This window comes from Rhodococcus sp. MurmanLake-1 (assembly GCF_056945715.1).
In genome coordinates, this window is the sequence record NZ_JBWZNF010000014.1 from 39,800 (window position 1) to 58,054 (window position 18,255).

Sequence of the window (18,255 nt, forward strand, 5' to 3'; positions counted from 1 at the left end):
GATCGAGATATCACCCTGGTGGAATGGTGCCGGTAAGTCCGGATCCACGACCGGGAGTGTTGAGTGAGTCCATCGAACAGATCGAGTGCGACGGGTGGCGATCAGTCGTCGGCTCGATCGGGCAAGTCGGCTAATTCCCCACGGTCGAGCAAGTCGGCCAAGCCGGAGAAGAAGCAGCGCTCCAAGTGGCGGTACGTCCGGCGGACCATCTACGTTCTCGTGCTCCTGATGATCATCGTGCCTGCGTCGGTTTTTGCTGTCGCGTACAGCCGGACCGATGTCCCGCGCCCCTCGGACATGCAGACCAATCAGGTGTCCACCATCTACATGGCCGACGGCACGACCGTGCTCGGCAAGGTGGTGCCGGCGGAGGGAAACCGCACCGAGGTCGCGTTGTCGGCCATCCCGATTCACGTCCGCGATTCGGTGCTCTCGGCGGAGGATCGCAACTTCTACACCAACCCCGGCTTCTCGATCTCCGGATTTGCTCGCGCTGCCCGAGACAACGTGATGGGCAAGGAAAGCGCCGGCGGTGGCTCGACGATCACTCAGCAATACGTGAAGAACGTCTTGGTCGGTGACAAGCGCAGTATCGACAGGAAGCTGCGTGAGCTTGTCATCTCCGCCAAGATGGCGCGCGAATGGTCCAAGGACGACATTCTTGCCGCGTATCTCAACACCATCTACTTCGGTCGCGGTGCCTACGGCATCGCCGCCGCGTCGAACGCGTACTTCGACAAGCCGGTCAGTGAGCTGAGCGTCGAGGAAGGCGCAGTTCTCGCTTCCGTCATCCAGAGCCCGTCGTTCCTGGACCCCGAGACCAATCTGTCCGCGCTGCAAGCGCGCTGGGACTACGTTCTCAACGGCATGGTGGAACTGGGCAGCCTGACCAAGACGGATCGCGACGCGATGCAGTTCCCGGCTGTCGCCCCCGCCAATCGGCCGACCGATCTGAACCAGGCGCCCGGACCCGAAGGCCACATCAAGACTCAGGTACTCAAGGAACTGGCCGAGGCCGGTATCAGCGACCAGACGCTGAACACCGCTGGTCTGCAAATCACGACAACCATCGACCCGGTTGCGCAGGAAGCTGCGCTGGGCGCCGTCAAGCGGAATCTCGACGGTGAACCGGAAGACCTGCGGACCGCAGTAGTGTCCATCGACCCCAAGACCGGTGGCGTCGACGCCTATTACGGCGGTGACGACGGAGCGGGATTCGACTACGCCCAGGCGCCGCTGCAGACCGGTTCAGCGTTCAAGGTCTTCGGCCTGGTCGCAGCATTGATGGAAGACATTCCGCTGTCCGCACGGTTCGACAGTTCACCGCTCACGATCAACGGTGTGACCATCGGAAACGTCGGCGGCGAATCCTGTGGTCGATGCACCATCGCCGAGGCACTCAAGCGTTCGCTGAACACCAGCTTCTACCGGTTGATGCTCTCGATGGAGAACGGTGCCCAGAAGATCGCCGACGCCGCCCATCTGGCCGGCATCCCCGAACAGATTCCCGGACTCGACTACCCGACGCTCACACAGGAGGGTGGCCCGCCGGAGAACGGAATCGTGCTCGGCCAGTATCAGTCTCGTGTTATCGACATGGCATCCGCGTACGCGACGCTCGCCAACTCCGGTGTGTACCAGCAGCCGCACTTCATCCAGAAGGTCGTGACGGCCGAAGGTGAAGTCCTGCTCGATCGCCCGGTCTCTCCCGGTGAGCGTCGTCTCGATGCTGCCGTTGCCGACAACATCACGCAGGCAATGCTGCCGATCGCGTCGTACTCGAACGGTCACGCGCTCGCCGGTGGACGCCCGTCTGCTGCCAAGACCGGCACCGCGCAGTTGGGTGACACGGGGCAGAACAAGGATGCGTGGATGGTCGGTTACACGCCGTCGCTGTCCACCGCGGTGTGGATCGGAACTTCCGACGCTCAGGCCATCACCAACTCCTACGGCGGCTTGATCTACGGCTCCGGAGTGCCTGCGGACATTTGGAAGAGCACGATGGACGGCGCCCTGAAGGGATCCGACTGGGAGAGCTTCCCGTGGCCCGACCCCATCGGCGGGCAGGCCGGCGTTCCCGCCAACTCCGGTGTGACCTCGGGTGACGGGACGGGCACGCCCACGACGGGCGCGGCCGCTCCCCCAGCACCCATCGAGGTGCCCGGCCTGCCGCCGATCGAAGTGCCGCAGCTTCCCCAGTTGCCGCGTCAGATCGAGATCTTGCCTGGCATCGTCATCCCGCTACCGGGCTGAGCCGTAGCGCTCGATTTCCGGCTCTCAGGCCTGATCGTCGAAGAGGCCGAGCTGGGTCGGCGCTGCATCCTTGGCGGGAAGCACGACGACGCGCAGTCCGCGCCTGAGGTTGCGGATCGCGTGCGTCCACGCGCGCTTCTCGCCCGCACACAGGTCGGTGTCGTCGTCCTTGCGCCGGATGGACTCGGTCAACGCCTCGTGCCAGGCCGTCTCCTGCTCCTGGCTGATCCTCAGGTAGTCGAGAATGGTGTCGCGGTCGTGCTCACAGATCACGGCAACCTCTTCGGCGCTGAGCTCGCCCGTTCCGTCCGCGTCGAGTTCGAGGAGCGCCATGAGCGCCGGAGGAAATTCGTGGCACTCGTGTGATTCGTATTCGGCACCGGGATCTTCGTGCTCGGAGGCCATCCCGTCGTTGAAGGCGGTGTCTCCGGTAGCGCGAATGGGTTGCCCGCCCAGTTCTTCGGCGAGTTCGTCCGATGCTTCGGCCAATTCGGCGAACGAGCGCAGAGCCCGCAGGAGGTGCTCGGCGACGAAGGGTGCGCCGTCTACGCGGACCACGCCCAGCACACTCTGCTCGACGAGAATGAGTTTGATGGTCGGCCACTGCCGATTGAGCTGGGCGAGAACAACAGCAGCGTTATCGACGTTCTCCACCGAATGCACGACCCGCGAGAACACCTCCACGTACTCGTCGTCCTCGAGGACACGAACATAGGTGACCTGCTCACCGCGGACCAGCGGGATGTCGCCGTCGTCGTCACGTTTGGGCGGATGACCGAGAAGGCGTTCGACGGCTCCGTCGACCAGGATCCGCAGCATGTCACCCGAACCCGAGGGAGCGTGCGACGGCGTCGTGGCGAACGCCGGCGTCGACTCGCGTCCACTGGTGCTGGCACGCAGGAACGACGGGTGCGCAATGCTCCACATCTCGCGGAAGACGCGGAGCACCTTTGTCACCAGTTCCTCGGGACGAGCGCGGTCGACGTCGATGTAGAAGGACATGGACCCGTTGCCCTCGGGCTCGTGCTCGCACAGATCGGGAGCGCTGAACCCCATGTCGAGCAGCGCTGAATGGTCTTCCGGTTCGAGCATCCGCAGTGGATGCAGAAACCTGTTGGAAGGGACTTCACAGCGCACGGAGGTCTGGTTCCACGCGAAGAACTGGATGCACGCGGGTGCGTCTGCCAGTTCGTCCATGCTGTCGTAATGCGACTCCACCACGAGAGTGTCGTCGTCCTCCATCACGGAGATGTAGCGAGCGAGATGAGTCTCGAAAGTAGTCCAGGCACTCAGGATTTCCAGATCGAAAGTATTGTCCGACATCGTCGCTCCTCTGGTCCGGGGGGCGCATGGGGCCCTACCGACGACTCGCCGAAACCCCTGCTTTTCAAACCCCGCCTACGACGGTAGTCCCGGGGTCCGACAGTGACAGCGTTCGTAGGATCCGAAGTGACGATGTTCGTAGTCAGGGGATTATCTTCCGAGCCTGCAGATTGGCGAAGATGTCGAGGAACATCGCTTCGGTGTCGACGTGGCGGTGAAATCCGAACCGCCGAGCTTTCGATCCGTCAGCGAAAAAGTCGTAGTCCCATCCGAATACGAAGTCACCGAACCCCCAGGACGAGACATCGGAATACGGGGTCCGAGCAAGTTGGTGTTCCTCGACGAGTTCATCCCACACCGACTCCTTGTCCGCCATTGCGACATCGAGGGACATCGGGAGCGGAGGTGCGACGTCCATGTCGAAGAAGGCTGCGATCTTCGGCCACATTTCCTGCCAGCGAAACAGGTCGCCGTTGTTGATGTTGAACGCCTGATTTGCGCACTCGGGATTGGTCGCGGCCCAGACCGTTGCTTCGGCCAGGAGTCCGGCGTCGGTCATCTCGATCAAGCTGGTGTACGCGCCGGGCTTGCCGGGGAATCGGAGTGGGACACCCAGTTTCTTCGAGATGGTCGCGTAGACGGCGATGACCATCGCGAGGTTCATCGGGTTGCCCAACGCGAATCCGGAGACGACCGAGGGTCTGATCGCCGACCACGTCCACGACTTGCCGAGCTGCCTGCGTTCGAGGAACTGCTGTTGGTCGACGTTGAACTCGGGTGGCATGTGCGGTGGATCGCTCTCGCGGGCCGGAGTTTTGAACGGTCCGAGATGTGCCCCGTAAACCTTGTAGCCCTGCATCAGGCTGACGTGCTCGAGTCCGCCGGCAACGGGTTCGATGGCGTCGAGAGTGTTGACCAGCATCGCCAAGTTGGGCGGAACCAGCTCGGCCCATGTCGGGCGGTCTTGATAGGCGGCGTAGAAGACGTGGGTGACGTCGTCCAGTCCGCTCAGTGCCGCTGCAGTCCGGGAAGGATCGAGCAGGTCGACTGCGATGTGTTCGACCCGGTCGGTGTTCGTGCCGCCTCGGCGCGAGAGTCCGATGATCTTCCATTCGCCGGTTGATTCGAGGTGATCGATCAAGTTCCCACCGATCACACCTCGGGCTCCGACCACGAGTGCGACTTTATTGTGATGCACCATTTCAGCCTCCCATTGGAATATCGCGATGTTGCGATATAGGGAGTGAACCATATATATCGGCATTTCGCGATCTAGCGGTATGATCTCGAGCATGGAAGACGCAACAACCGAGTGGGAAACGGCGTTCAAGGCGCTGGCCAACCCGATGCGTGTACAAATCCTGCAGTGGTTGAAAGACCCCGGGAGCTTTCCCCCTCAGCTCGAGCCTGCCGAGGAGGTCGGAGTGTGCCTCAAGCACATACAAGCGAGGGCGAAGGTGTCGCAATCGACTGCGTCTCAGTACATGGCCGCACTCCAGGCTGCGGATCTGGTCACCACCACACGAATCGGCCAGTGGAGGCATTACAAACGAAACGAGCAACAGATCGAGAAGCTTGCTGCATTCATCAGGCAGGGCTTGTAGGTACCAGCACCTGACCGATCCCTCCGGAACCGCGGACGTTGTGGCAAAACCTCACATCGCCGGAGCCGTCGGTATGTGCATTGTGGTCGTTTCTCGGGTTGCTCGCTGTCCTTACGCTCGGCAGAGGAGTCCGGCGAGGAGAGGCGTGCGATGAGTCGTGAGAGCTGGGTGGGCCGTGATGCCCGATCCATCGCCGAAGCCGTGCGGTCGGGTCAGGCGTCGGCGCGGACCGTCGTCGAAGAACATCTCGCACGGATCGACGAACGCAACGGCGAACTCAACGCACTGGTCACCGTGTGCGCCGAGGACGCGCGTGCGGCCGCAGACAACCTGGATGAACGTCGCCTTCTCGGCGAGACACTCGGTCCCCTTGCCGGGGTTCCGTTCACGGTCAAGGACTTGATCGCTACTGCCGGCGTGCGTACCACCGCCGGTTCTCGCACTCTGGCGGACAACATACCGGCCGTCGACGCCCCGGCCGTTGCAGCGTTCAAGGCTGCCGACGCAATCCTGATCGGCAAGACCAACACGCCGGAATTCGGCGCGTGCGGCCTGACGCGCAACGAATTGTTCGGAACCACGGCCAGCCCGGTGCGACCGGACGGCGTCGTCCGGTCCCCCGGCGGATCGAGTGGCGGCGAGTCCGCGTCGGTCGCTGCCGGAATGAGCGTGCTCGGACTCGGTACGGATTTTGGTGGCTCGGTGCGTTGGCCCGCCCACTGCACCGGCCTCATTTCGGTTCGCCCGACGCTCGGCCGTATCGACCCGGAAGGGCAATACCCCGGCGTGCTTTCGGATGGACGGGTACTCGCCAATCCTGCGACGATGCACGGCACGATCCAGACCATCGGCCCACTGGCCCGCAACCTCGGTGATGCGACGCTTGCGCTGCGCGTCCTGTCGAAGCCGCATTTCTCGTGGACCGAGCCGGAGTCGGTCGACGTCGAACACCTCGACATCCGCTGGGCACCCGGCGAAGGGACCATGCCTGTCGACGAAGAAATCCTGGCGGCGGTTCGCTCGGCGGCGAACAGTCTGGATGCGAGCGAGTACGACGGTCTGGCTCTGCCGCGGGCTAACGTACTGTTCGGCGCGTTGCGATCGGTCGAGACTCACGCGGACATCCACTCTCTCGCAGCAGGTTCAGTGCACTCTTTCGACGCGGACATCGCCGCCATGCTTGCGGCAGGCCATGATCGGAGTTCCGCCGAGGTGGAAGCGCTGTGGGCGGATCGCGCGGTGTTGATCACCGACTTCCTCGGCGAGGTGGGCGACGTCCTGATTCTGCCGGTTGCGTCGGTGCTCGCTCCGCCGCTCGGTGTGGAGAGCTTCGAGGTGGGCGGTCGCAAACTCACGTGGATGGACGCGCTCGCGAGTTGCCGGGCGATCAGTGTGCTCGGCCTTCCGTCGGTCGTGGTTCCGGTAGGACTCTCCCGCGACGGTTTACCGATCGGAGTGCAGGTGGTGGCGCGACCGTTCCACGAGCATGTTGCGCTGTCCGTGGCGGCGCGAATCACGTCGAATGCGCAAGCTCTAGTCTGACTTCCATCTTTCGGTTTCGGCTGCGAAACGTGTTGCGTACGAGTCGGCCAGGTCGTGAAGCGTGGTGACGCAGTCGCCGTAGTACGTCGGTGCATGCATGGTAGCCAGAATCCGCGGCTCGAGGTCGGCCAGGGCGCGGATCGTGGGTTCGAGATCCGGGGTGAGGCAGGTGGCGTGGCCCAAGTCCTCGGCTTCCAAAGCGGGACCGACGATTTCGTGCTCGGTAGTCGCGGGGTGGTGCCCGAACGCAGTGAAGAGATCTCCGCAGAACAGCGTGGACGTCGTCTCCTCGAACATCAGGCCCGCGTCCCAACCGTGCGGGACGTGCGGGGTGTCGATGTGCCGAACGCGGCGCCTGCCGGTTTCGAGTACGTCGCCGTCCTGCAAGGGAAGTGGCGCCCGATCGGCCAGATCGTTGACCTGAACGAAGCACCCCATCGCGCCGTGCGCCACTTGTGCTTCGGGGGCCGCCGCAAGCCAGGAGTTCATGGACCCGCACTCGTCGGCCTCGACGTGACCGAACGTGATCCATTTCAGACGGTCGATGTCGATCAGCGTGGAGAGTGCGTCGGAAGCTGAGGTGAACAACGCTCGCTGCCCGGTGTGGAAGAGCAAAGGTTCCTCGCCGTCGACGAGAAACTGGTTCATCGTGAGGTTCGCTTCGTCCACGAAGGTCGACAGTCGGTAGATGTCCGGCGCGATTTCGGTGATCGTGGTGGTCATCGCTGTGCTCCGATCAGGGCTGTTGTGCACGTCAATCTGTCTTCTCCAGCCTTCTCGCCGCCCCGCGCCTGCACAAGGCTCTGGAATAGTGGAGGACGTGTTCGTACTACTGCTGACAGGCCCGCCGGGCGCGGGGAAGAGTTCCGTGCTGACCGCGCTTCACGATCGACTCGGCGAGGCCGGGGTGAGCAACGCGATGATCGAGGTGGACGAACTCGAGCGGTGCTACCCGCCGCTGGGAACCGAGCGGGCAATCGCACACGTCGGGATGTTGTGCGCGTCGTACCGGGAAGCGGGGTACGAACTCCTGTTCCTCACGGCGACCGTCGAAGACGACGACTACGGGCATGCCTTGCTGGCCGCGACCGGCGCCGAGGGGTACCTGCTGGCGCGCCTCGAGGCCGATCCGGATACGTTGCTCGCCAGAATCGTCGAACGTGAACCGGCCGGCTGGGCCGGGCTGGACGATCTGGTGGAAGCGTCACAACTGCTGGCCGGTTCGATGCCGACGCTCAGTGGGGTCGACGTGGTTCTGAGCACAGAAGGCCGCGATCCCGAAAGTGTTGCCGATGATCTGGAAGCGGCTCTGCGAGAACGCAGTCCAGCGCTCTTAGCCGTCGGTGTTCAGAGCGGTGACCACTGAAGCGAACATCGTCGATTTGATTGCCCCAAGTGTGCCCGCATTCTTCGGGCCGATCGGCGCAACCATTTCGATGGCCTTCGCGGTCAAAGCATCGACGGAAGCTGTGAAGTCCACCAAACCGGCTGCAAATGCGTCACTTCCGCCGTATCGCCGCCCCGTGGTCATGGCGACGATTGCCGACGCCGGGCTGAGCTTGGCCTGGATGAGAGCTGCCATTCCTTCGGTGAAGGGGATGTTGATGTCCACCTCCGGGAAGCAGTAGTAGCCGCGATCATCGCGCATGACGCGGTAATCGTGCGCGATGCCGAGCATGGCGCCGGCTCCGAAGGCGTGGCCGTTGATCGCCGCGACGGTGGGCATGGGGAACGTCAGCATCCGGGCGAACAGCGACTGGACTTGCTGCACATACCACTTCGCCTTGTCGCCGTTCGCGCCCAGCCAGTCGAGGTCGAGTCCGTTGGAGTAGAACTTGCCCGTCGCCGTGGTGACCAGGGCATGTGCGCCTTCGCTTAAAGCCTGGTCGAGTAGCTTGTCGACGGAATCGAGCCAATCCGGCGAGAATCGATTCTCGTCCTCGCCGAGATCGAGAACGGCGATCTTGTCTTCGAAGCGCAGAGTTGCGGTCATGATTGGCCTTTCCTGTTGCGGGGCTTGGGCAGTGGTGGGTCGAGATGCAGAACCGCTCGAACGGCGGCATCCAACCGCGCGCGTGCTGCGGCGTCGGGGACTCGCCAACCGTCGGCGCGTTTGGCGGGATGAATGAGCAGCCCGGTAGGCAGGCCGACAACACAGGCTTCGATTGCTTCGACGGCTCGGCCGTCCTTGCGGCCCCAGAGCGCGGTCGACAACCGGATGAACAAGTCGACCAGAGACCGGTCGAGTTGTGTGAGTTTCTCGGCGATGTCGGCAGCGACGTCGGTGCCGAGCAGTTCGTCGCGCTGAATCGTCAGCAGCAGCAACGCGGATTGTGGGTAGTCGAGCGCGAAGACGGCCGGAACTTCGGCGGCTGCGACGACGGCGGAAACCGCGGAGGTCGGCGCGGGGTCCGCGAGAGCGTCGTCCACTCTCGATTGCTGAAGCGCGAGAAATCGTTGCGCGGCACGCAGCCACGCGCTACCGACCAGTCCACTGCGAGAGCCGAATGCGTGATAGATCGCCCCGTTGGATACACCGGTGGCGTCGGAGACCGCCCTGACCGTGACAGCGCTCGGCCCGGCAGTGGCGGCAAGTTTTTCGGCAGCGTCGAGCAGCGTGTCGAGATCGTGGACGCGTGGCCGAGGCATGAACGCACAGTAACAGAGCGTCTGCTCTGTTACTAGTGTGCGGTCAGATCACCGAATTTGCGCGAAGATCCTCGATCTCCTCCGGGCGCAGGCCGAAGTCGGTGAGTACGCCGTCGACGTCACCGCCGAGAGTCATGGGTGGCGCATTCCTGACGGGAAGGGTCTTGCCGTCCACCCAGAACGGTCCGCGGACAACGGGAATCGATGTTCCGTCGGCGCTCTGGGTCTGCTCGACCATCTGCAATGCCTCGACCTGCGGGTCGGAGAACACCTGATCGATCGAATGAATCGGGCCGCAGGGGATTCCGGCACCGCGGATCTCGGCGATCCACTGTGCCGCGCCCTTCGTGGTCAGTAGGTCCTCGAGTTCTTTGGTCAGTTGGTCTCGGTGCGCCAAACGTTCTTTACCCGTGGCATATTCGGCACGGAAGGCGAGATCGGGGTCGCCGATAACCGAGCACAGCGCGATCCAGTGCTTGTCCGAGCCGGTGGCAATGTTGATCGGGAAGTCGGCAGTGTCGAAAGCGCCGTACGGCGTGATCGTCGGGTGCGTATTGCCGTTCGGCGTCGACACCCGCCCGGTGCTCAGGTAGTCCTGCGCCTGGAAGGTCATGATCGAGATCGCGGATTCCAGCAACGAGGTCTGCACGCGGTGCCCACGACCGTCGCGTCCGCGCGAAGCCAACGCCGCCGTGATACCCAGCGCCGCGTAGATGCCCGAGACCGTGTCGATGATGGGGATACCGACCCGCATCGGGGTCTGTTCCCCGGCGCCGGTGACCGACATCAACCCGGACATGCCCTGGGCCACCTGATCGAGTCCGGGCGCGAACTGGTCCGGGCCCACCGGGCCGAAACCACTGATGCTCATCACGACGAGACCCGGATTCTCCTGCTCGAGCGAATCGGGATCGAGCCCCATGTCGGCCAGCACTCCCGGACGGAAGTTCTCGACCAGCACATCCGCGTCGAGGGCCAGGCTGCGAAGCAGTTTCCGCCCGCGGTCACTGCGCATGTCGATGGCGATCGACCTCTTGCCGCGGTTCACGGAAGCGAAGTAGAGGCTTCGATCGCCGTCGAACGGCGGCCACTGACGCGAACTGTCGCCGGAGCCACGGGTTTCGACCTTGACCACGTCGGCGCCGAAGTCCGAGAGCAGCGACGTGCACAGAGGGCCCGCGAGAGCGCGGGTGAGGTCGAGAACTTTGATACCGCTGAGCAATTGGTCCATGGGAGAAACCTCGGTTCTGTGGTGTGCAACGTCGCCCACTCGATCCGTCGCACCATCTGCGTGAATTACCGCTGCAGTGATCGTCGGAGAGGGGAAGAATGAAGGTCAGGCCTGCTTTCGGCTGGGCTCGGTGACAACACTGGTCGAGAGCGCACGGTGATGCGACGGCGACATTGCACAACTGCAGGGCCCGGATTTAGGCGCATTGTGTGACAGGCAGGATTGCGGTGGGCCGATACCGTGAACTCTCTACGGACGGCGATGCAAGCGGGAGGCGAGGCGATGCGCGACATTTCCACTCAGCTGGCGCAGTGGCACGCCCGCGGCGAGGATTTTGCACTGGCGACGGTTGTCCGTACCTGGCGATCCTCACCGCGCATGCCCGGTGCTTCGATGGCCGTCTCACGCTCCGGCGAGGTGGTCGGCAGCGTCTCGGGCGGGTGTATCGAGAGTGCACTGTACGAGATCGCCCAGGAGGTTCTCGCCGACGGCACCAGCCGCGTCGAGGTCTTCAGCGTCTCCGACGACGACGCCATCGGAGTAGGGCTGACCTGCGGCGGAACCATCGAAGTGTTTGTCCAGGCCGTCGGAGCCGATTTCGCCGAGTTCGGTCAGGTCTGTGAACGAATCGAGGCCGATACGCCCGTCGTCGTGGTCACCGAAGTGCGTCCGGGAGCGCCGGCGCGGCACCTCGTCGTCGAGCACGGCCGACGCAGCGGGGATCTGGATGCCACGGAGGACGAGGTCTCCATCCTGTTGCGCACGATGGACACCGGTGAGTCCGTAGCGTTTGTCGCGCCGGCGGGAACCCTCATCGATTCGCAGCACGACTTGCTGGTCGAGATCTTCGCGCCACTACCGAGGATGTACGTGTTCGGGGCCATCGACTTCGCCGCCTCGATGTGTACGTTGGGCGCCTTTGCGGGCTACCGAGTGACCGTCGTGGACGCACGGCCGGTCTTCGCGACACGGGCGCGCTTCCCCGACGCCCACGATCTGGTCGTGATGTGGCCACACAAGTTCCTCGAAACCGCACCGATCGACAACAAAACCGTCCTGGCCGTGCTCACCCACGACGAGAAGTTCGACATCCCCTTGCTCGAGATCGCGCTGCGTTCGCCGGCTGCGTACGTCGGCGCGATGGGAAGTCGTGCGACGCATGAGCGTCGGGTGGCGCTGTTGAAGGAGCGAGGCGTTACCGACGCCGAGTTGGGGCGTCTGCACTCACCGATCGGGTTGGATCTCGGCGCCAGGACGCCGGAGGAGACTGCATTGTCGATCCTCGCCGAGATGACCAAGACCCTGCGCAATGCCTCCGGTTTGGAACTGCGGGATCTGCAGGGGCCGATCCACCCGCCACCTCAGGAGAATCCGACCGCCCTGCATCGAACGGCCTGAGTCGACTGCGCTGAATTCGGACATCTTGTGTTCGGTGGGGATAGGATCGTTTCTTTCGTGAACCATCTTCCGTGATCCGAATGAAATCGAGGTGCCTGCCAAGTGGCAAACCCGGCCGTACCGGCATCCGAGGTGAATGCTGTTCTCTCCGAACTTCTTCGAACCCCGCTCCTTCCTGGTGTTCGAAAGGTCGCCGGCGGCTGCGAAGACCCGACGGTAGCCCGGGTGGGATTCATGGCGGTTCCGGACATCGGACCGTGGCTGCGACACGGACAGTTGCTGATCACCACGCCGGAAACCCTCGCCCGGGTCACCGAAACCTTCAAAGCATTTGTCGGACGGTTGTCGACGCGCGGAGTTGCAGCCCTCGCCGTCCAATTCGGCGCAGACGGGGACACTCTCGCGCCGGAACTGGTCGACGCGGCCGAAAGCGCCGGCTTCCCGCTCCTGGTTTTTCACGGTGCGTGCGATCACCCTGCGGCGAGAGACCGTGAGCAGACGGAGTCGGCCCAGATCGACGCCATGTTCGGGGCCGAGCGCCTGCGACGGCTGCTGGTCGACGTCGTGATGGGCGGCGGCGGCCTCCCACAATTGACCGAGGTCATCGCACGGGAGATGAAGGGCGCCGCCCTGATCACCACCTCGGACGGACGCGAGATCTGCCGCGCCGGGGATGCCGCGGAGCGCAAGCATCTGTCTGCCTGTCCCGCCGTCGATTCCACCGGTCGTCTGCGGACCGATACCGTCGAGGGCGGGTTGGGTCTGCACGAGTTCGACGGTCAATTCATCGCAGTGTCCGCGATTTCCGCCAATCACATCGACCACGGGCGTCTCGCGTTGTTCACCGGTGAGCGCGTGATGACGAGTTACGACCAGTACCTGGTCGAGCGAGCGGCGTCGGTGTGCGCGTTGGTCATCACCCGTGAGCAGGCCGTGGCGTCGGTGGAAGAACGCCATCGCGCCAACTTCGTTCACGACCTGCTCCTCGGCCGGGCCGGGGACCACGATCACGTTGTCTCCCACGCCAAGACGTTCGGTTGGGACTTCGATCGCCCGCTGGTGATCGTCTCGATCGAGCCGGACCCGATCGACGAACCGGCCTCTGCGGCGCCCGCTCGGCTGCCCGTCGTCGATCGCCAGGCGATGGCGTTCTCCGGGGCGATCGCCCACCGCGATCCCGGTGCGGCGGTGACCGCGCTGACGGGCGAGACGGTGATCGTCATGGGCGTCGGCACCGACACGATGGCATTGGTGCGGGACCTCGTCACGGTCGTTCGCGGTGAAGGTGGCGGCGGGAGAAGGCCGTTCAGTGTCGGGGTGTCCCGGCCGACAGCGGCGATCGACGCCGTCCCCGCGCTCTACAGTCAGGCGCGCACCGCACTGACCGTCGGACGCCGGATCTCCGGTCCGTGGACGGTGACTCAGTTCGACGATCTCGGTGTGTACAGACTGCTCAGTCTGGTCGAGGACGAAAACGAGCTGGAGACGTTCGCGCGGGAGACATTGCGGGAACTGACGGAGGAAACTGCCGAAGCGCAGGACATGCGCAAGACATTGGAAGTCTTGCTCGCGACCAACATCAACATCGCCGAGACAGCGCGCAAGCTCCACTTCCATTACAACACACTGCGTTACAGGGTCGTTAAGCTGGAGAAAATGCTTGGACCCTTCACGGCGCGACCCGAGCTACGGCTGGATCTGTCTCTAGCACTGAAGATAACCGCGATGCGCGGCATCAATCACTAATATTGCCAATCCGAGTCCGTGGGTTCTGGCAGATTGTCATCACGTCGATACCCCTGCGCTGTAATAGCGTTTCACTCCAGTCACGGTGTTTTGTGAGCTGGAGCACACTCAGCGTTCGGACGCCTTCCTCTGCACGAAAGGTCCCATCATGCCGATTTGGACGTTGCACGGAGATGGAAAGAACATCAGACCGGGTGAAGTGGTCGCTCCCGGCGAGCGGCTCAGCTGGGGAAGAACCATCGGGCTGGGCAGCCAGCACGTGGTGTCGATGTTCGGCGCGACGTTCGTCTTCCCGATCATCATGGGGCTCAATCCTCAACTTGCCGTGATGATGTCGGGCTTTTGTACGCTCTTCTTCCTGCTGGTGGTCAAGGGACGCATTCCCAGCTACCTCGGTACGTCGGCGGCCTTTGTCGGCGGTATCGCCGCCATTCGTGCCCAAGGCGGAACGTCCGCAGAGGTGACCGGCGCGATCCTGGTGTCCGGACTGGTCCTGGCAGCCATCGGTATCGCGATCCACTTCCTCGGTGGCCGGGTCGTATTCAAGGTTCTTCCCCCGGTGGTGACCGGCGCAGTGGTGATGCTGATCGGATTCAACCTGGCACCCGTCGTCGCAGGGCTGTACTGGCCGCAGGACCAGTGGGTGGCTCTGATCGTCATGGTGGCCCTGATCGTCATGAGTATCGCGCTACGTGGCTTCATGGCGCGCATCGCCATCTTCCTGGCGCTGATCTTCGGCTACGTCCTCTCCTGGCTCCTCGACCGGGTCTCGGGCACGATCACCTCCTACGACGCAGGCACCGGTCAGATCACCGAGCACTTCCGCGTCAACTGGGATTCGGTGCAGTCGGCGTCGTGGTTCGGCCTGCCCCCGTTCTCGGACGAGGCCAACGGAATCGTCGGCATCCATGCCCCGTCGTTCAGCCTGACATTCATCATCCTGGTTCTTCCCGGTGTCATCGCGTTGATCGCGGAGAATGCCGGCCACGTCAAGGCAGTCGCAGAGATGACCGGCGACGATCTCGACCCGTACATGGGACGCGCGCTCGCCGGTGACGGTTTCGCCACCGCTATCGCCAGCAGCGTCGGCGGTTCGCCCACCACGACGTACGCCGAGAACATCGGTGTCATGGCAGCGACCCGTGTGTACTCCACCGCCGCTTACGCAGTTGCCGGCATCGTCGCGATGATGCTCGGCTTCTCCCCCAAGTTCGGTGCCGTCATCTCGGCGACGCCCGGCGGTGTTCTCGGCGGAATCACCGTGGTGCTCTACGGCATGATCGGTCTGCTCGGCGCCAAGATCTGGAAGGAGAACGGCGTCGACTTCGGCAATCCGCTCAACCTCATGCCGATCGCGGCCGGCCTCATCATCGGTATCGGCGACACGGCTCTGAAGTTCAGTGACACGTTCTCGCTCAGCGGCATCGCGCTCGGCACCATCGTCGTGATCGGGATGTACCACCTGTGCCAGTTCATCGGTTCGAAGAACCCGGAGCTGAATACGAAGAATCCGGAACCGAACAAGCCGGATTCGAAGGCTCCCGGCGGCGAACGGGAAGAACCCGCCCCGCAGCTCACGTGACACTTGGCTGAGTGTGCTCGATTGTCGAAGGCCGGACATCCTCCTTGGAGGATGTCCGGCCTTTCGCGGTGTGTGCGTGTTCTGTGTACTGATCGATCAGACGGCAGTGCTGGCTTCGACCAGGCCGATACGGTCGATGCGTTCGGTGCGGGTGACGAGCCGTTCGGTCGGATCGGTAGCACTGAGCACGCTCAGCTCGTAGTGCAATACCGCTCCGACGCGAGTGCAGAAGGCGGCGGATTCGTCCGCGGCATCGGGAAATTCGGGGATGACCCGATCGACGATGCCGCCCGTGAGCAGATCGAAGGACCGTATCCCTTGACCGGCCGCCATCTCCGGAGCGTGCGTGATGTCGTGGAACATGATCGCGCTCGCCCCCTCGGGAGGTAAGGGCGAGAGCCAACCGTGGCGGGCCGCCAGCACTCGATCGGCCGGAATCAGTGCCAGGGCGCCGCCGCCGGTGCCCTGCCCGAGCAGGAGGGAAATGGTGGGGACCTCGAGTGAAATCATGTCGGCTATGCACCGAGCGATCTCGCCGGCCAGTCCACCTTCTTCGGCTTCCTTCGACAGTGCCGCGCCTGCCGTGTCGATGATCGTCACCAACGGCAGGTCGAGCTCTGCGGCAAGCCGCATCCCTCGCCGAGCTTCCCGCAGAGCGCCGGGGCCGAGTGGGGAGTGAGCAGTCTGCCCGCGTCGGTCCTGTCCGAGAAGGACGCAGGGCATGTCGCCGAAGCGAACGAGCGCGAGCATGATGCCGGGATCGTTCTCTCCTTGGCCGGTTCCGTTGAGCGGGAGCATGTCCGAGGCAGAATTGAGCAGCACTTCCCGGATCCCCGGTCGATCTTCGCGTCGGGATGCGACGACGGATTCCCAGGCTGACGTATCGGGCGGGCAGTCGTACGAGCACGGGTCACTCGGCAACGAGTACCCACGACGTCTCGAGGTGATGATGCGCAATGCGCGGTCGACGATTTCGGCGAGCTGGTCTGGCGGCCTCACCGCATCGATGAGTCCGTGCTCGTGAAGGTTCTCCGCTGTCTGGACACCGACGGGGAAAGGTGAGTTGTACAAAGCCTCGAACACCCGGGGGCCGAGGAATCCCACGAGGGCTCCTGGCTCCGCGATCGTCACGTGACCGAGTGACCCCCAGGACGCGAATACGCCTCCGGTGGTGGGGTTTCGGAGGTAGACGATGTAGGGCAGGTGCGCTTCTTTGTGCTTGATGAGCGCCGCGGTGATCTTGACCATCTGCAGAAATGCCGTTGTCCCCTCCTGCATACGCGTTCCTCCGGAGGTGGGAAGCGCAAGAAGGGGCAGCTGCTCTTGCGACGCTCGACGGATGGCGACGACGAGGCGTTCGCCCGCCGCCACGCCGATCGATCCGCCGAGAAAACCGAACTCGCAGATGATGATTGCCACACGGCGGCCTCGGACGGAGGCGCTTCCGGTCAGGACGGACTCGTCGAGTCCGGTCTTCTCCTGGGCCCGCAGAAGTGCTTCGGCGTAATCGGAGTCGGTCGCGACGGGGATCGGAGGGGTATCCCACGACTCCCAGGTGCCGGCATCGATCACCAGGTCGAGCAAGTCGCGAGCCGTCAGGCGGTTCATCGGGTGAATCCTTGTAGCCACGACATGACTTCGTCAGTGTCTTCACCGAGTACCGGCGGTGCGGTGTGCCGGGTCTCCGTCACTTCTGTTCCGTCCGGATCGAAGAATCGCAACGGCGGCCCGGGCAGAGTGATGTTGCCGAGCGTGCTGTGGTCGACGTCGACGAGCAATCCCTGTGATCGGGTCTGCTCCCATTCGTACACTTCGGAGATCGTCCGAACCCGTCCTGCCGGTATTCCGATGCGGTCGAGTTCGGTCAGAAGCTCGTCACGCGAATACGGTTTGAAGGTACGTTCGATCAATTCGACGACCTGGAAATGATTTTCGACGCGTTCGGCGTTTGTTGCCATACCGGGGGCATCGGGATCGAGTTCGAACCCTTCGCAGAATCTTCTCCACAGGCTTTCGCTGCCGACCGAGATCTGCACTGCGCCATCGCCGGTACGAAAGAGCCCGTACGGTGCGATCGAGGGATGGTGGTTGCCTTGCGCTGTGCCTACCTCGCCGGCGACGGTCCACTTCGTTCCTTGAAACGCGTGAACGCCGACCACGCTGGCCAAGAGAGACGTTCGAACGACACGGCCTCTGCCCGTCTGTTCGCGTTCCTTCAAAGCCGCGACGACACCGAACGCCCCGTACATCCCGGCGAGAAGATCGGCGATCGGAACTCCGACTCGTTGAACGTCGTCCGGGCTCGAGCCGGTCAGCGACATGAGTCCGGCTTCCCCCTGGGCGATCTGGTCGTAACCGGCGCGGCCACCTTCCGGGCCGTCGTGGCCGAAACCGCTGATGGACAGGACGATCAGTCGAGGATTGAGTTCGGCCAGCCGCTCGGTGGAGAATCCGAGTCGATCGAGAACTCCGGTGCGGAAGTTCTCCATGAGAACGTCGGCGCGGCAGACAAGATCTTCGAGGGTTGCGCGCCCGCTGTCGGATTTGAGGTCGAGCGTGATCGACTTCTTGTTCCGGTTCGTGGAGAGGAAGTACGTCGATTCCCGTTGCGTGTTCGGTGGTTCCAGCGGTGGCTCCACAAAAGGCGGCCCCCACCCACGGGTGTCGTCGCCACCGTGAGGTGATTCGACCTTGATCACGTCGGCACCCAGATCGCCGAGCATCATTGCCGCGTGAGGACCCGCGAGTGCGCGCGTGAGGTCGACGACAATCACGTCGTGTAACGGACCACTACGAGCACTTGTGTTGTGAGGCTTCGAAGTCGAGTTCATGTCGCACCGCCGTGTTCTGGTGTAATTGGCTGAGCCAGTTGGTGGTTGAGGCCTCCGTAGTTCGGTCGACTCCGGTCCGCTGGACCGAGAAATCGG

At 63.5% G+C, this 18,255-nt stretch carries 15 protein-coding genes; 7 read left to right on the forward strand and 8 right to left on the reverse strand.

All coding sequences use genetic code 11. From position 1 onward, the window contains the following. Window positions 1-63 precede the first annotated feature (63 nt). The gene (locus AC2ETI_RS27500) at window positions 64-2,253 is read left to right on the forward strand and encodes a transglycosylase domain-containing protein (protein WP_041815441.1); all 2,190 of its coding nucleotides are present in this window, start codon (window positions 64-66) and stop codon (window positions 2,251-2,253) included. A gap of 24 nt (window positions 2,254-2,277) precedes the next feature. On the opposite strand, the gene AC2ETI_RS27505 is transcribed toward AC2ETI_RS27500, so the two are convergent. Further along, window positions 2,278-3,576 carry a T3SS (YopN, CesT) and YbjN peptide-binding chaperone 1 gene (locus AC2ETI_RS27505; RefSeq protein ID WP_414210198.1) on the reverse strand — a complete coding sequence of 433 codons (1,299 nt, stop codon included), beginning with the start codon at window positions 3,574-3,576 and terminating at the stop codon, window positions 2,278-2,280. Between the two features lie 142 nt (window positions 3,577-3,718). Beyond that, window positions 3,719-4,777 (reverse strand): SDR family oxidoreductase, encoded by a 1,059-nt coding sequence (locus AC2ETI_RS27510; RefSeq protein ID WP_019746109.1) that lies wholly within the window; start codon window positions 4,775-4,777, stop codon window positions 3,719-3,721. A 91-nt stretch (window positions 4,778-4,868) separates the two neighbouring features. Here AC2ETI_RS27510 and AC2ETI_RS27515 point away from each other — a divergent pair, with 91 nt between their 5' ends. Continuing rightward, window positions 4,869-5,180 carry an ArsR/SmtB family transcription factor gene (locus AC2ETI_RS27515; RefSeq protein ID WP_007735219.1) on the forward strand — a complete coding sequence of 104 codons (312 nt, stop codon included), beginning with the start codon at window positions 4,869-4,871 and terminating at the stop codon, window positions 5,178-5,180. Between the two features lie 150 nt (window positions 5,181-5,330). Next, window positions 5,331-6,722 (forward strand): amidase, encoded by a 1,392-nt coding sequence (locus AC2ETI_RS27520; protein ID WP_483634679.1) that lies wholly within the window; start codon window positions 5,331-5,333, stop codon window positions 6,720-6,722. Here AC2ETI_RS27520 and AC2ETI_RS27525 read toward each other — a convergent pair. Next, complete coding sequence (locus AC2ETI_RS27525) at window positions 6,714-7,445, reverse strand: oxygen-binding di-iron domain-containing protein (protein ID WP_020909757.1); 732 nt, start codon at window positions 7,443-7,445, stop codon at window positions 6,714-6,716. The genes AC2ETI_RS27520 and AC2ETI_RS27525 overlap by 9 nt on opposite strands. A 97-nt stretch (window positions 7,446-7,542) precedes the next feature. Here AC2ETI_RS27525 and AC2ETI_RS27530 point away from each other — a divergent pair, with 97 nt between their 5' ends. After that, window positions 7,543-8,088, forward strand: a complete 546-nt coding sequence (locus AC2ETI_RS27530; RefSeq protein WP_230091044.1) for an ATP-binding protein — start codon at window positions 7,543-7,545, stop codon at window positions 8,086-8,088. Here AC2ETI_RS27530 and AC2ETI_RS27535 read toward each other — a convergent pair. Genes AC2ETI_RS27535 through AC2ETI_RS27545 form a run of 3 tightly spaced genes read right to left on the reverse strand, consistent with a single transcriptional unit; the run spans window position 8,056 to window position 10,602 of the window. Further along, entirely contained in the window at window positions 8,056-8,715 is a 660-nt protein-coding gene (locus AC2ETI_RS27535; RefSeq protein ID WP_020971410.1) for an enoyl-CoA hydratase-related protein, read from the reverse strand. The two genes, AC2ETI_RS27530 and AC2ETI_RS27535, sit on opposite strands and share 33 nt — an antisense overlap. Continuing rightward, window positions 8,712-9,371: a TetR/AcrR family transcriptional regulator gene (locus AC2ETI_RS27540; protein WP_483634680.1), complete on the reverse strand. Its 660-nt coding sequence runs from the start codon at window positions 9,369-9,371 to the stop codon at window positions 8,712-8,714. The genes AC2ETI_RS27535 and AC2ETI_RS27540 overlap by 4 nt, the downstream gene beginning before the upstream one ends. Window positions 9,372-9,414: 43 nt before the next feature. After that, window positions 9,415-10,602 (reverse strand): CaiB/BaiF CoA transferase family protein, encoded by a 1,188-nt coding sequence (locus tag AC2ETI_RS27545; RefSeq protein ID WP_483634681.1) that lies wholly within the window; start codon window positions 10,600-10,602, stop codon window positions 9,415-9,417. Between the two features lie 282 nt (window positions 10,603-10,884). Between AC2ETI_RS27545 and AC2ETI_RS27550 the strand changes: the two genes are divergently transcribed. The 3 genes from AC2ETI_RS27550 (at window position 10,885) to AC2ETI_RS27560 (ending at window position 15,328) form a co-directional block, all read left to right on the forward strand. Then, window positions 10,885-12,000 carry an XdhC family protein gene (locus AC2ETI_RS27550; protein ID WP_264613653.1) on the forward strand — a complete coding sequence of 372 codons (1,116 nt, stop codon included), beginning with the start codon at window positions 10,885-10,887 and terminating at the stop codon, window positions 11,998-12,000. A gap of 102 nt (window positions 12,001-12,102) precedes the next feature. Then, window positions 12,103-13,746 carry a PucR family transcriptional regulator gene (locus AC2ETI_RS27555; RefSeq protein ID WP_483634682.1) on the forward strand — a complete coding sequence of 548 codons (1,644 nt, stop codon included), beginning with the start codon at window positions 12,103-12,105 and terminating at the stop codon, window positions 13,744-13,746. A gap of 148 nt (window positions 13,747-13,894) precedes the next feature. Further along, complete coding sequence (locus AC2ETI_RS27560) at window positions 13,895-15,328, forward strand: uracil-xanthine permease family protein (RefSeq protein WP_264613652.1); 1,434 nt, start codon at window positions 13,895-13,897, stop codon at window positions 15,326-15,328. Between the two features lie 96 nt (window positions 15,329-15,424). Here AC2ETI_RS27560 and AC2ETI_RS27565 read toward each other — a convergent pair whose 3' ends face one another. Then, window positions 15,425-16,936, reverse strand: coding sequence for a carboxyl transferase domain-containing protein (locus AC2ETI_RS27565; protein WP_269576617.1), 1,512 nt, complete (start codon window positions 16,934-16,936; stop codon window positions 15,425-15,427). Continuing rightward, a complete protein-coding gene (locus tag AC2ETI_RS27570; protein WP_020909750.1) occupies window positions 16,933-18,159 on the reverse strand; it encodes a CaiB/BaiF CoA transferase family protein in 1,227 nt (408 codons plus the stop codon). The genes AC2ETI_RS27565 and AC2ETI_RS27570 overlap by 4 nt, the downstream gene beginning before the upstream one ends. Window positions 18,160-18,255 lie beyond the last annotated feature (96 nt).

Bases quoted from the DNA above. Each gene is read 5' to 3' on its own strand.
- AC2ETI_RS27505 (WP_414210198.1), bottom strand. From the start codon at position 3,576: ATGTCGGACAATACTTTCGATCTGGAAATCCTGAGTGCCTGGACTACT.
- AC2ETI_RS27510 (WP_019746109.1), bottom strand. From the start codon at position 4,777: ATGGTGCATCACAATAAAGTCGCACTCGTGGTCGGAGCCCGAGGTGTG.
- AC2ETI_RS27515 (WP_007735219.1), top strand. From the start codon at position 4,869: ATGGAAGACGCAACAACCGAGTGGGAAACGGCGTTCAAGGCGCTGGCC.
- AC2ETI_RS27520 (WP_483634679.1), top strand. From the start codon at position 5,331: ATGAGTCGTGAGAGCTGGGTGGGCCGTGATGCCCGATCCATCGCCGAA.
- AC2ETI_RS27525 (WP_020909757.1), bottom strand. From the start codon at position 7,445: ATGACCACCACGATCACCGAAATCGCGCCGGACATCTACCGACTGTCG.
- AC2ETI_RS27535 (WP_020971410.1), bottom strand. From the start codon at position 8,715: ATGACCGCAACTCTGCGCTTCGAAGACAAGATCGCCGTTCTCGATCTC.
- AC2ETI_RS27540 (WP_483634680.1), bottom strand. From the start codon at position 9,371: ATGCCTCGGCCACGCGTCCACGATCTCGACACGCTGCTCGACGCTGCC.
- AC2ETI_RS27545 (WP_483634681.1), bottom strand. From the start codon at position 10,602: ATGGACCAATTGCTCAGCGGTATCAAAGTTCTCGACCTCACCCGCGCT.
- AC2ETI_RS27550 (WP_264613653.1), top strand. From the start codon at position 10,885: ATGCGCGACATTTCCACTCAGCTGGCGCAGTGGCACGCCCGCGGCGAG.
- AC2ETI_RS27560 (WP_264613652.1), top strand. From the start codon at position 13,895: ATGCCGATTTGGACGTTGCACGGAGATGGAAAGAACATCAGACCGGGT.
- AC2ETI_RS27565 (WP_269576617.1), bottom strand. From the start codon at position 16,936: ATGAACCGCCTGACGGCTCGCGACTTGCTCGACCTGGTGATCGATGCC.
- AC2ETI_RS27570 (WP_020909750.1), bottom strand. From the start codon at position 18,159: ATGAACTCGACTTCGAAGCCTCACAACACAAGTGCTCGTAGTGGTCCG.